15 protein-coding genes are annotated in these 12,054 nt (G+C 40.3%); 10 read left to right on the top strand and 5 right to left on the bottom strand.

Translation table 11 applies throughout. The features are described from left to right. The 3 genes from DUT70_RS18145 to DUT70_RS18135 form a co-directional block, all read right to left on the bottom strand. On the bottom strand, positions 1–188 hold a 188-nt coding region (locus DUT70_RS18145; RefSeq protein WP_128353389.1), incomplete at its 3' end, for a hypothetical protein. Next, positions 188–1,378 carry a hypothetical protein gene (locus DUT70_RS18140; protein WP_128353388.1) on the bottom strand — a complete coding sequence of 397 codons (1,191 nt, stop codon included), beginning with the start codon at positions 1,376–1,378 and terminating at the stop codon, positions 188–190. The genes DUT70_RS18145 and DUT70_RS18140, both read right to left, overlap by 1 nt. A 22-nt stretch (positions 1,379–1,400) precedes the next feature. Beyond that, a complete protein-coding gene (locus DUT70_RS18135; protein ID WP_113648777.1) occupies positions 1,401–1,979 on the bottom strand; it encodes a hypothetical protein in 579 nt (192 codons plus the stop codon). Positions 1,980–2,292: 313 nt separating this feature from the next. On the opposite strand from DUT70_RS18135, the gene DUT70_RS18125 reads away from it, so the two are divergent. The 10 genes from DUT70_RS18125 to DUT70_RS21235 all read left to right on the top strand — a co-directional run bounded on the left by DUT70_RS18125 (position 2,293) and on the right by DUT70_RS21235 (position 9,224). Then, positions 2,293–3,696 (top strand): MFS transporter, encoded by a 1,404-nt coding sequence (locus DUT70_RS18125; protein ID WP_240432186.1) that lies wholly within the window; start codon positions 2,293–2,295, stop codon positions 3,694–3,696. A gap of 193 nt (positions 3,697–3,889) precedes the next feature. Continuing rightward, a complete protein-coding gene (locus tag DUT70_RS18120; protein ID WP_113648843.1) occupies positions 3,890–4,684 on the top strand; it encodes an alpha/beta fold hydrolase in 795 nt (264 codons plus the stop codon). Between the two features lie 3 nt (positions 4,685–4,687). Further along, positions 4,688–5,164 carry a DUF1572 domain-containing protein gene (locus DUT70_RS18115; RefSeq protein WP_113648775.1) on the top strand — a complete coding sequence of 159 codons (477 nt, stop codon included), beginning with the start codon at positions 4,688–4,690 and terminating at the stop codon, positions 5,162–5,164. Positions 5,165–5,171: 7 nt separating this feature from the next. Next, positions 5,172–5,621 (top strand): DUF1572 family protein, encoded by a 450-nt coding sequence (locus DUT70_RS18110; protein ID WP_113648774.1) that lies wholly within the window; start codon positions 5,172–5,174, stop codon positions 5,619–5,621. Between the two features lie 43 nt (positions 5,622–5,664). Then, positions 5,665–6,102: a hypothetical protein gene (locus DUT70_RS18105; protein ID WP_113648773.1), complete on the top strand. Its 438-nt coding sequence runs from the start codon at positions 5,665–5,667 to the stop codon at positions 6,100–6,102. Positions 6,103–6,138: 36 nt separating this feature from the next. Further along, on the top strand, positions 6,139–6,831 hold the full coding sequence (locus tag DUT70_RS18100) for a DUF4272 domain-containing protein (RefSeq protein WP_113648772.1): 693 nt from the start codon (positions 6,139–6,141) through the stop codon (positions 6,829–6,831). 231 nt (positions 6,832–7,062) lie between these two features. Then, on the top strand, positions 7,063–7,548 hold the full coding sequence (locus DUT70_RS18095; protein ID WP_113648771.1) for a YcxB family protein: 486 nt from the start codon (positions 7,063–7,065) through the stop codon (positions 7,546–7,548). 40 nt (positions 7,549–7,588) lie between these two features. Then, positions 7,589–8,128, top strand: a complete 540-nt coding sequence (locus DUT70_RS18090) for a hypothetical protein (protein WP_113648770.1) — start codon at positions 7,589–7,591, stop codon at positions 8,126–8,128. A 47-nt stretch (positions 8,129–8,175) separates the two neighbouring features. Beyond that, on the top strand, positions 8,176–8,874 hold the full coding sequence (locus DUT70_RS18085; protein WP_113648769.1) for a hypothetical protein: 699 nt from the start codon (positions 8,176–8,178) through the stop codon (positions 8,872–8,874). A gap of 32 nt (positions 8,875–8,906) precedes the next feature. Continuing rightward, positions 8,907–9,224, top strand: coding sequence for a hypothetical protein (locus DUT70_RS21235; protein ID WP_128353387.1), 318 nt, complete (start codon positions 8,907–8,909; stop codon positions 9,222–9,224). A gap of 96 nt (positions 9,225–9,320) precedes the next feature. Here the strand turns inward: DUT70_RS21235 and DUT70_RS18080 are convergent, their stop codons facing one another. Both DUT70_RS18080 and DUT70_RS18075 read right to left on the bottom strand, forming a co-directional pair. Continuing rightward, a complete protein-coding gene (locus DUT70_RS18080) occupies positions 9,321–10,991 on the bottom strand; it encodes a hypothetical protein (RefSeq protein WP_113648768.1) in 1,671 nt (556 codons plus the stop codon). A gap of 64 nt (positions 10,992–11,055) precedes the next feature. Further along, a complete protein-coding gene (locus DUT70_RS18075; protein WP_113648767.1) occupies positions 11,056–11,889 on the bottom strand; it encodes a helix-turn-helix domain-containing protein in 834 nt (277 codons plus the stop codon). Positions 11,890–12,054: the final 165 nt, after the last annotated feature.

Here is a 12,054-nt window from a genome sequence, read left to right as displayed (position 1 = left end):
TAACCGAACACCGTTTCCAGATAGGTCTTGGCACTCGTTTCGTCCAGTTTTCCGTCTTTGAGCAGCGACTCCAGCAAAGTGCCGAACTGTTCGTTCACTACATTTTCGAATTTTATTTTATTGTAATCCTGTGCCCAAACATTGACGTTAAGGCACAAGAATAAAATTATGGCTAACGTTGGTTTCATTAGAGATGTTTTAAATCAATTTGTAAAATGCTTACTGGATCAGATCCCGCCTGTTTAAAACCTAGAAAATATTTGTCTGGGAAATAGTTGATTTCGTTGCCTACTTTGATGTCTTGTCCGTTGATCAGACAATTAAACACTTTGCCTTTTTTGACGATCGATACCTTGAAATGTCCGTCGACTGATGCTAATGAAGTCGGTACTTTTTCATCAATCTTGTTATAAGGCCAATCCCCAGATCTCAAGAAGCCATATTGTTCTGTGATTTTATATTTAGATGGCGTTGAGATGGCTAAATTTTTACCGCCTTTATAAACAATCTCCAGTTGGAAGCTTTTGCCTATCAGTATACCAAGTCCGCTAATTCTCGTCTTTTCTGGAATATCAAAATAAACATCCATCTGGAAGTCTTTAGAAAAGTCAAATTGTTCTTTGTTCTTAAAAGTTCGCATAGTGTAGAACATGAATAGGGCATGGGCCGACATTCTAGGTATATGATTGGACAACAGTAGCGCACCATTTTCGAATTCGACTTTGTTGGCGAGGCTATTGTAGGCATTCGAGGATTGTCTCTCTGGAATATCGTCATAAATAGACCAGCTATTCTTATCAAAGGTTTTATAGCTTAACTGCTTTTTATTTTGGGCTACAAATGAGCCATCGGGACTTTTTAATGAGTTAAGTTTGGGAGTGATCTGTTCAAACTTCGCCATGATGGCGTCGCTACGTTTTTTGGCGTCAATGATATTTTGAAATGAGTTGGAGATTAATTGGGCTGTTTGCTCGCTTAATCTTCCCGATTTAAGTTCTTGGCCAATTAACGTTCCTTGGTAGTAAGGACTTTCAAACATCTTCTTCCGGTAGTTTTCGGGGATTAGGCCGATGATTTGTTCATTTATGGTGGGCAGGTATTGGTCGATGGAAAGTTTGCCTTGTTTTATATTGGCTAACTGCTTTCCTAAATCAACGCTTTGTAGATATTTGTTAACGGCTTCATCATAACCGAACACCGTTTCCAGATAGGTCTTGGCACTCGTTTCGTCCAGTTTTCCGTCTTTGAGCAGCGACTCCAGCAAAGTGCCGAACTGTTCATTGACAACGTTCTCGAATCTTAAGCCTTGGGCTTGTACTGATGTACTGGTGTAGCAAAACCACACGATTAAAATGGATAATGATCTTAAGGACTTCATGCGTTTAATTTATAGGGATTGGCTATTCTACTTTTACCGATTTCCAAACTGCAGGAGGAATTACATCTTCACAAGGGCATTTTTCTGGGTTTTCCAAGATGGATTTGAGCGCCTGTATGATTGGTGTCAGCATATCTTTCCGCTCATCAACATTATAAGTGCAATACGCTAAGGCCGCTGCCGCACAAAACGCCCATCCCTGTGTGTTATCTGGATCTTTTTTGATCATGGCCGCATATTTATCGTATAGTGGACAGTTGTCTGCGCCAGACGGTAGTACCTCTTTTTCATTAGTGTTGCCGCCAGTATAACTGAAAAGATATTCCTGGCCTCCAGTCTTGCCCGTATAATATTTATTGTTGCCTGCCACTCGGATATAATAGGAAGCATATTTGGGCTCGGTATGGTAATAGGTAGTGCCTCCCTTACTTTTGTATAGATTTACTTTATTGGGTTCGGTAATTTTTACCGTTTGGCCGATATGCTCTACGATGACCGTATATCTGCCGTCTGGGGAGGTGTAATTGCCCGTAGAGAGTTGTTGGGCCTGAACAGCGTTCCACAGTGAAAGTATCAATAGGCAAGGGATGAAGGTTTTCATTGTTTTAGAGAATTGTTAAGTGATCCGCAGATCCAAAGTTTCCAACAAATTTCTCCTAAAAACTTTTGCCAAAAAATACCTATTATTAGTGATTTTTTGACGACGAGTGGTTTGTGTAGATTCGTCAAGTAGCCATCACCTTTTGTTCTAAACTGACCACCAAACCAATGAACCAATAAACCAATGACCAATGACCAATGACCAATGAACTAATGAACTAATGAACCAATAAACCAGTTAAACAAATGACAAAAAATGACGTTTAAAATGTAGCGGAAACCGTAGCTTTACTTATACAACATCGCAAGTACATTTGGAAGAAAATACCCTACATACCACCACTACTAAAAAGTTGTTGCCAGTAATTTTGGCTACTTCTATTTTTATGCAGATGCTGGATTCGACCATCCTTAATACTTCCCTGCCTACCATTGCCAAAGATTTAAACGAATCGCCGCTGAACATGCAAAATGCCATCATCAGCTATGTGCTTACTTTGGCGGTGTTTATGCCTGTAAGTGGGTTTTTGGCAGATAAGTTTGGCACGAAGAAGATCTTCATCTTTGCCTTAATTTTATTTAGTGTGGGGTCTTTGTTCTGTTCGCTTTCGGGCAATTTAACGGAACTGGTAATCTCGAGGATGATCCAAGGGGTAGGCGGTAGTTTAATGACCCCTGTAGGTAAATTGGCGCTCATTAAAACCTTCCCTAAAAACGAGTTACTTAAGGCCATGAACTTCGCCATTATCCCAGCGCTCATTGGTCCTGTACTAGGTCCTTTGGTAGGTGGTTACATGGTCGACTACCTGTCGTGGCACTGGATTTTCCTCATAAACATCCCTATTGGGGCCATCGGTATTTTGCTGAGCCTCAAATTTATGCCCGATTATCGCTCCACCATTATCGATTTCGACCTCAAAGGCTTCCTCATCTTTGCGGCGGCATCGCTGTTGCTATCCATTGCCCTGGAACTGTTTGGCAATACCGTACATGTTACACCTGTGCTTACTGTACTGCTATTGGGTTTCTTGATGCTGTATTTTTATTACCGACATGCCAGTAGGGACAATAACCCCATCTTCCCGCTCAACCTTTTTAAAGTGCGTACGTTTAGGGTAGGCATTGTCGGGAATTTGGCCACCCGTTTAGGCATCAGTTCGGTGCCTTTGTTGTTACCCATGATGATCCAAATTGCTTTTGGGCAATCGGCGGTTACTTCTGGTTGGATCATTGCACCCATGGCACTCACCGCCATGTTTGGTAAATCGGCCGTCATTAAAATCCTTGAAACTTTTGGTTACCGAAATACCTTAATGGTGAATACCTTTTTAATTGGGTTGCTGATCTGTTGCATGGCCATTCCAGTCATTCACACCTCTATTTATTGGTATGTGCCCATTATTGCCACTTTAGGCTTCTTTAACTCTATTCAGTTTACCGCCATGAATTCCATCTCTATTGCCGATTTAAGGCAATACCATACCAGTAGTGGTAATTCGTTGGTGTCGGTTAACCAGCAATTGGCCATTGGTTTTGGGGTAGCCTTTGGCTTAATTGTCTTGAAGATTTTTCAGGGCGATGCCAAGCTGATCCATAATGAAATCCACAATGCTTTTCGTTATACCTTTTTGGTGATTGGCGGGTTGACCATCTTATCGGGGCTGGTGTTTAGGAGATTGCATTTTAAGGATGGCGAAAATATGCGCTCCAAAGCGTAAATCTTTCTTTAATCCTTTGTGCGTTTGTGATTGTGAAAAGGTACTTTTATCTTGGTATTCAATTGAACTAATGAGGACGGCAAAACATACAACGAGGCAAATGATAGGCGCTAGGCAAGGCTTAATGCTGCTTCTGATAGGGCTGTTGTGCTTAACGGCCTGCCACCAAAAGCAAGCTACAAAATCTTTAGATATGAACCAGAAAGATAGCCTTGCTTTTAGCAGTGGGCATGCGGCCGTAAACGGCATCAACATGTATTATGAAATTTATGGCGAGGGACAGCCCTTGGTGTTGATCCACGGGGGTGGTTCTACCATTCAATCTAATTTTGAAAGGGTGATTCCGCTGTTTGCCAAAAACAGAAAGGTGATTGCGGTGGAGCTGCAGGCACATGGCCGCACCAGTGATCGGGCTACAGGCGTTACTTTTGAGCAGGATGCGGATGATGTGGCGGCACTCTTGAAGCATTTGAACATTGGCAAAGCCGATATTTTAGGTTTTAGCAATGGCGGTACCACTACCATGCAAATCGCCATCCGACATCCGCAATTGGTTAATAAAATTATCTTGGCGTCGGCTTTGGCCAAACGTAGTGGGGTGCCACCACAGTTTTGGGATTTCATGAAGCAAGCCTCTTTGGATAACATGCCCGCTCCTTTAAAAGAGGCTTATTTAAAAGTAAACCCAAGCCAAAAAGGTTTGCAGGCCATGCATGATAAGGATGCGCAAAGAATGGTGGTGTTTCAAGATATTGCTGATGAAAAGATTGCGGCCATTAAAGTGCCTACGCTTATTATGATTGGCGATAAGGATGTGATTACCGTGGCACATGCGGTGCAATTGCATGGTTTAATTGCGCATTCGGAGCTGGCCATTATTCCTGGCGGACATGGCGAGTACCTTGGTGAAATCACTACTTTAACTCCTCAAACTAAGGACAGCGAGTTTGTTGTTCCCATGATCGAGAAGTTCCTGAACAAAAAGTAAACGATGGAAAACACCAAAGAAATAGCGAAAAGGTTTGCCGAAGTGATTTTAAACGGTACTTGGATTGCCAATACGAATTATAAAGATCAATTGGCGCAATTGGATTGGCAAATAGCTACCGCCCAAGTGGGCAGTTTAAATACCATTGCCGCCTTGGCCCAGCATGTGCATTATTACATTAAAGGCATTAACCAAGTGTTTAAGGGAGGCACTTTGGATATTAAGGACCAGTATAGTTTCGATTTTCCGCCCATGACTTCGCAAGCGCAATGGGAAGCTTTTTTAGCTACCTTTTGGTATGATGCGGAAGAGTTTGCGGCTTGGGTAGAGAAGATGCCCAAGGCTCAACTGGCCGATGTGTTTGTAGATGAGCGATACAGCACCTACAACCGTAATATCCAAGCCATGATAGAGCATAGTTATTACCACTTGGGGCAAATTGTGCTGATCAAGAAATTGTTGTTAGAAGGAATTAAATAAGAAACTGATGTTGAACGATGCATTAATAGCTCTTTTTGAAAGAGATTTGAAAAGAGTAATCAAGGAACTGGAACTTTACCACAATGAAGCTGATTTGTGGCGTATTGAAAAAGACATTGCCAACTCGGCGGGTAATTTGGTACTGCATCTGCTGGGCAATTTGAATACTTACATTGGAAAGGAAATTGGCCAAACGGGTTATGTGAGGAACCGCGAGTTAGAGTTTTCGATGAAGGATGTGCCAAGGGGGGAATTGATTGCCAAATTGAATGATACGATTGTGGTGATTAAGGATGCACTGCAAACGGTAACGGATGAGGATATGCAAAGTGAATATCCATTATTGGTGTTGCAAGAAAGAACCACTACCGCTTATTTCTTGGTGCATTTGAATGGACATTTGAATTATCATTTGGGGCAGATCAATTACCATAGAAGGTTGATCGGAAACAATTAGGCGCATTTGTAACTTCGAAAAATAAATAGGTAATATATATTCGATGCAGGGACGTTTTAAACTATTATTTCTTCTTTCGGTAGTATTGTTTGGTTGCTCAACACACCTAAAAGATTCAATAAATGAACAAAAAGCACTAGATATATGTGACTTACCTGAATATCAAGATAAAAAAACACGTTTAATTGCTACTTATAGTGGGGTGGATGAATACTGGTCTTTAAACTCGGTACGACAAAAAAAATGCTCCAACGACTTTACAATTGATTTGGATTTTGACGATAATTATGATTTGCCTAACCACTTTAGAAACTTAATGAGAAAAGTACATTCAAGTTATTGGAATACCTATCTTTTAATAGACGCTATTGGAATTTATGAAACAGGTAAAAAAGGAGGGTATGGGCATTTGGGGTATAATAAAGCAAGGTTTAGGATTGTAAAGGTTTTAGATATGAAGCTCATCAAAAAGAAAAAGTAAACAAATTAGTGCCAATTTAAATAACGCTACACCTCCATGGGAATATTTGATTTTTTTAAAAAGCCTGATCGTGATGACCATCTTAGTAAGGCCGAACAGCGGAAGAAGCGGACCGTAAGATACTTGAAATCGAAGAACATTCCGTTTATTGAACATTTGCCGCTCATCGAAGAGGAGAGTGAGGTGAAAATCAGAACAGCTCCTGAGATCGCTACCCGAATTTTAATTTTGGTATATGTCGCCTTTGTTTCCGAAGTGCCTGACGAAAGGGAAAATGTCATTGACTTTTTAAAGGAACATGCGCTTTGGGATAAAGTTTCCCCAGAGGAGAAGACGCTTTTGTTGAAAAAAGAATGGACAGCACAGGAAGTGATCAATGCTTCTTGGCGTTCAGAAGCGGTATGGTTATTACTTTGGTGCATTCAAAAGGTTGATGAGTTAGCACTGCCGATAGCGCACGCAGAAGTAAATGAAATTATGTTGCGAATTCCCGAGTTCTTTACCGATCCCACCACATTTATTGAAACGGCAAAGGTGAGGTCAACAGCTGAGTTGCTTGACGCTTCGGACTTGCTTTATCGAATTCATTGGGCAACCAGAAACGCAGGACTGAACAACAAGCCAATGCCTGCAAAATTAGATCCGAGTGTAGTGATGGAAAGACATTACGCCATCAACTGGGTAACTTTTTATGCAGATGAATGGGATGAAATCACCACAGATACGTAGAGACTTTTGATGGATAGATGAACCACATAGGCACATAGGAATGATGGATGTGGTCTCGCTATTTTGTTAACCTGTATTTTCGATATATCCTCGCAGTCTCCAATACCATTCCTAGATATATTATATCACTCATCAAAATAATACTGTCTATGCTCATCGCAACGATGAGCAACAAATGGTCATTTGTAAATATTCAACGAAAGAATTAGTTTTAGAGAGAAATAAATATTTATGACATTAACCATCGAAATTACAAGGGAAGACTACGCTGATTTTAACAAATTTAATTTCTATTCGAAGGGATTAAAACGGACAATTATTAATGGCGTGATAACAATCATATTCTTACAATTATTGCTAAATTATAAAGAATTTAAGTTAGCACCCACCTTAATATCTTCAGTAGCTTGCGTATTGGTCTATTTTTTTCTTATCAAAAGATCCTTAAACAAATCAAAGAACGTTCCAGATCAAGATGGATCGATGTTAGGAGAGAAGGAAGTCGAATTTACAGACGAAAAGATCTCGTATAAGGCTTCAAATGCTGAAGGAAGCATTAACTGGACTGCTATTAAGAGTTTTAAAGAAAGTTCAAAAGCATTTTATTTGTATATAGATGCCAATATGGCCGTGGTAGTGCCTAAGCGTTTTTTTAAAGACGGAACACAAGAAATGGAATTTAGGAATTTGGTTAACGGAAAAATAAAACTTCATTAAATCCTGAACGATTACATATCTCTTATGCTCTTCAACTTCAATGAAAAAAATATATAAAACCACTGGCATTATTGCCGTGGTAATGATTTTGCTGGCTGTTGGCGCCTATGGTTATTTTACGAACTTCGGAAAGACGAATATTTTTTTCACTGGTCCGAGATCGCCAAAGCTTGAAATGCCAATTACCTATAATGTTGGCTGGTGGTCAAACCAAGACGCGCTCTCTATTGACAGCTTACAGATTGAAGTTGTAGAAAGTAAGCTCAATCTGTTTAACGATAAGTCATTGATCGCTTACAAAATCAGTGGGCAACTGGCTCATCAGAAAGATTGGCAATGTGTAATCAAGGAAGTGCATATTTCCGAACGGGTAAATCTTGATACCACCTTGCATTGCGATAGAATTATTGAACTTACGCCAGTAGTTAAAAGCAAGGAAAGTAAAACGCTCGACGGAGAGATGGAAAGATTTCAATTGAGGAACGAGCATACCATTGTCTCTAATCATTGGGGCATCAACCGCATTAAATTTATTTGCGGGAACAAAGAACAAATTATTGAATTGAAGCAACGTAAGTAAAAGCGACTAGTTGTTCGCTATTGTCATTAGCTTAAAAGATTAGCGTTTTGAAAGCAAAAATATTCTCCCATCATCAACTAATAGGAACCACTGATTTGCAAGTTGGCGATAAAGCCATTGGCAGTTTGTTTGGAGAATTTATACCTACAGCGTTATATTCCGACAAAGTACAGCGACATGTTTGGAGGTTTTGGCAAACTAATGCGCCTGATTATCAAAAGTGGCATTCACTATGGTTAAATGTGCAATTGGAAAATGGAATTTTTCTCTTTCCGCAAGGTGGCTATAGCATCGACGACATTGAGCGATGTCCAGAAGAGCCTAAACGAATTGATATTGTTGGCGTGAACCATAAAATCATAGACGATTTCTTTTTAACCAACCCACCTAGACCCTTTACTGAAGAACCTTGGGTTGAACTGAATATTGAACAAAAAATAGGGTTTGAAAATGAACTTAAAAAAGAATTAGGAATTGAGCGTCAGTCATTTTTTCGCTTTTTTAACCAACGCTCAAAACATGTGCTTTCTGATGCGGATTTCTCTGCTTTTTGTCGTGACCAAAGAAATGACGACGTTTTATTTGAAATTAGAAAGCAAGGTCTGGACAAGCAGTTTGCCTTGGTTCATTTAACTTGGACGGGTAAAAAAGAAAAGAACAACTATCCGTACACCACTTTCTGTGCAGATTTTGATGAGTTTAAACATTCAATCATGTATCCAGATAAAGTTGATTGGGAAGATTAATTAGATAGTTTTGTAGAGAACCAAGCGAATGCTTGCGCTACCAGATTATTTGCGGTCAGCAAGTGGCTTTTTATTTCCCAGAAAAAGTGTTTTGCGCAGGAAGAAATGGCCTTCGCAAAGGGAGAAATTTACTTTCGCAAAGAGGAAAAGTGTTTTGCGCAGGAAGAAATGGCCTTCGCAAAGGGAGAAATTTACTTTCGCAAAGAGAAAAAGTGTTTTGCGCAGGGAGAAATGGTCTTCGCAAAGGAAGAAAAGTACTTTCGCAAATAGAAAAAGTGTTTTGCAAAGGAAGAAATGGTCTTGGAAACGGAAGAAAAGCCCTTCGTATAGAAGGGAATGCTCCTTCGTAACGAAGAAAGATTCCCTCCTTTAGTCGCAAAAGCAGCGGATACAGTGGTGAAGATTTGGGATCATCCTTCACCACCATCGTACCGCTAGGGTGTCCGCTAAAAATCAATCTTCAACTCATCTACCCAAATGGCTTTCCTGTCGTAAGTATCTTTAAAGCCCGCTATGATCAATTCCTTGTTGTAAATAGGCTTGCGAGAAACCTTTTTAACCCCATTTACATATACCGTTACGGGCTGGTTCATGTCCACCATTTGGGGTGAAATAAATACGCTAATACCCTTTACTGCCGAAGTTTCGAGACGAAATACATTGTTTTGATAAGTGCCTTTTACCACACCCGATTTCCTAGGAAAATTAAAAGCCTTCACCAAAGTGTCCGTAGTCACCAAACTATCTTTTTTGTAGCTCAATAACTTATAAATGTTAAAGTTGATGTTTTGATGCCAAGCGGCAGGTTGGCTTAAGGTATCTAACTGGTTAATCTGAACCCAATCGGCCCTGCCGTATTTCACATCATCACATTCCCAATAAATACTTGGCTTAAAAGCAGGCCTGTTTCTGGTGGCAATGTCCTTAAAAATCATGGGGTAAACAGGTTCCGATTCATCAAACTGCGGGAACCAATGCGGCCAACCGTTGTATCGGTGATCTTGGTAGTCCGCTTTTATGCTTTTCATGATCACGTTTAAACTGTCGTTGGCATCAGGCGGATAATAATAATCTTCATCGGTAGATACATTGAAATAAGAGCGGTTGGCAATGTTGCGGATAAAAGTGCCGCCAGTTCTCACCTTGGGTTGCGTATTAAACCCATAAAAACCTGCAAAAGGACTTTGCTGCTTCATTAAATACGAAAAAGAACCTGTGGCCCCATTGGAGTGGCCCGTGATAAAAACCTTGTTGTCATCTACATTAATGGCCTGTTTAATTTCCTTTAGCATGGCGGGGATCATGAAAAAGCCATCATCAGGGTTCATCCAGTTGTATTTTTTAGAACCTTTGGGATATACCATGATCACCTCGTTTAGCGCCGCATACTTGGTGTAGTACCTGTTCCAATCGCCCAATACGCTTTCATTTTGAAATTCGGACAAGCTATTGCCTTGTACCGCCCCATGTAAAAAGAAGAGCACAGGATAGCTTTTCTTGGGGTTGTAATTACGAGGTAAGCTCACAAAATAAGAGGTGTAAGTACTATCGGCTACCTTAAACCTAATGGAATAACTCACTGATTTTTTGTGCTGAAAACCTTGATAAGATTGAATGAGCTGGTAGGCTTGTTGGCCATCCTTAGCCTTGGTTAAATCGAGCTGCTTTAGGCCGCCCGTTTCAAACGCTGCTTGCTGATCTTTTAAGTGCTTAAAAAAAGCCGCTTTCATTTGTTGTGCTTTTTGTGCCAAGGCGAGCCAACGTTTATCATCCAGTAAGTTTTTATATTCCGACTGTACGTATTTACTCGTTAACGAGCTCCAAGTGGTTGTTTGTGTTGTGTTAATGGCCAACAGTTGCTCCAAATATTCAAAAGCCTTGTCCAGTTCTTTAAGTTCTCCCGCCAATACCGCTGCCTTGTATAAACCCAATGCATTTACTTTTTTGGGATATAATTGAAACGCTTTTTGATAGAGGTTTAACGATTGACGATAACCCACGGTGTCTTTTGCATCCCACATGATGCGCAGGGCACTATCGGCTAGTTTGGTATAGCTTTGCGCTTTTGCTTGGCCTATCAAAATGAATAATAGGACTATGCTGATATATTTTTTCATGACGATATTAATTGATCAATCAAAAGTAACCCCTCATGAAAACTAAAAATTGTAAAATTGTGACCTACTTGGCGAAGTTCCAAAAGGTATCTTCGGAGCCTACCACTTCACCTGTTTTAAACAATTGAGAAGGCGTTAAACCTGTAAGTTGTTTACAGGCCTTAATGAAATGCGACTGATCGGTATAATGGACTTGGTGCGATAACATGGTGAGGTTTTGCCGCTCATTTTGGTGCAGTTTATGGTTCATTAATTGCCTGAAACGGACAATGCTGCGGTACTTTTGTGCGCTCACCCCAATGTATTGTTTAAACAGCCTGTTTAAGTGCTTGCGGCTAATGCCCAATTTAACTTCGGCAAGCTCATCAATACTGACCTCATGGTCTACGGCATTCAACATCTGGATGGCTTTGCTGAGGTAGGGATTCTCCTTTGGCGCGAATAGTTTCAAGAGTTGCTTATCGAGCAGGTCGGCAATTTCCTTCAATTGGCCTGATTGGAACAGCAGACATACAAAAGCATCCTCAAAAAAATGAAAAGTAGGGGAACAGGCTCTTTCGTTAATGGCAATCTCTTCCTGTAAAAATTGATGGATGCCCAGGGGTTCAAAAACAATCCCAATCTTATAAACAGGCCCTTTTTGTGTTACCTTTAAGGTGTTTTCTCTTAATGGTGTGAAGATTTGAAGCGGTGGGGCATCTTTATCAAAGTTCACTATCGAATGGTGGTTTTGTAAAGAAGCGGTATGGCTTTGGTATAAAGAAATGGTATTGTTGTAATGCGGATAGCAGATGTATTCATTGCAATAGTCCTGCTCATCAGCCCTATCTAAGTAGTAATAACTGACATGCTTTTGCAAAAGTTGATCACCTGGCTTAATGGTTTCAAATATCCTCATTGATTAAAAGACGTTTTTTTGGGCGAAATGTTGCTTGTTTTAGGGATTTATTGAGGAGCAATCTTTTATGGTATGACCTCGCTGTGCAAAGCAAATTAAAAGTCTTAATATTACCTTATCGATGAAGAGAAAAGTGAAAGACTTGTGATAAAATAATTACCTTGC

Source organism: Pedobacter chitinilyticus (assembly GCF_003313385.1).
In the GTDB taxonomy this organism is placed as follows: domain Bacteria; phylum Bacteroidota; class Bacteroidia; order Sphingobacteriales; family Sphingobacteriaceae; genus Pedobacter; species Pedobacter chitinilyticus.
The sequence above is the reverse complement of the archived record's forward strand: the minus strand, read 5'-3'. Positions and strand labels throughout refer to the sequence as shown.

Bases quoted from the DNA above. Each gene is read 5' to 3' on its own strand.
- DUT70_RS18140 (WP_128353388.1), bottom strand. From the start codon at position 1,378: ATGAAGTCCTTAAGATCATTATCCATTTTAATCGTGTGGTTTTGCTAC.
- DUT70_RS18135 (WP_113648777.1), bottom strand. From the start codon at position 1,979: ATGAAAACCTTCATCCCTTGCCTATTGATACTTTCACTGTGGAACGCT.
- DUT70_RS18120 (WP_113648843.1), top strand. From the start codon at position 3,890: ATGAACCAGAAAGATAGCCTTGCTTTTAGCAGTGGGCATGCGGCCGTA.
- DUT70_RS18115 (WP_113648775.1), top strand. From the start codon at position 4,688: ATGGAAAACACCAAAGAAATAGCGAAAAGGTTTGCCGAAGTGATTTTA.
- DUT70_RS18110 (WP_113648774.1), top strand. From the start codon at position 5,172: ATGTTGAACGATGCATTAATAGCTCTTTTTGAAAGAGATTTGAAAAGA.
- DUT70_RS18105 (WP_113648773.1), top strand. From the start codon at position 5,665: ATGCAGGGACGTTTTAAACTATTATTTCTTCTTTCGGTAGTATTGTTT.
- DUT70_RS18100 (WP_113648772.1), top strand. From the start codon at position 6,139: ATGGGAATATTTGATTTTTTTAAAAAGCCTGATCGTGATGACCATCTT.
- DUT70_RS18095 (WP_113648771.1), top strand. From the start codon at position 7,063: ATGACATTAACCATCGAAATTACAAGGGAAGACTACGCTGATTTTAAC.
- DUT70_RS18090 (WP_113648770.1), top strand. From the start codon at position 7,589: ATGAAAAAAATATATAAAACCACTGGCATTATTGCCGTGGTAATGATT.
- DUT70_RS18080 (WP_113648768.1), bottom strand. From the start codon at position 10,991: ATGAAAAAATATATCAGCATAGTCCTATTATTCATTTTGATAGGCCAA.
- DUT70_RS18075 (WP_113648767.1), bottom strand. From the start codon at position 11,889: ATGAGGATATTTGAAACCATTAAGCCAGGTGATCAACTTTTGCAAAAG.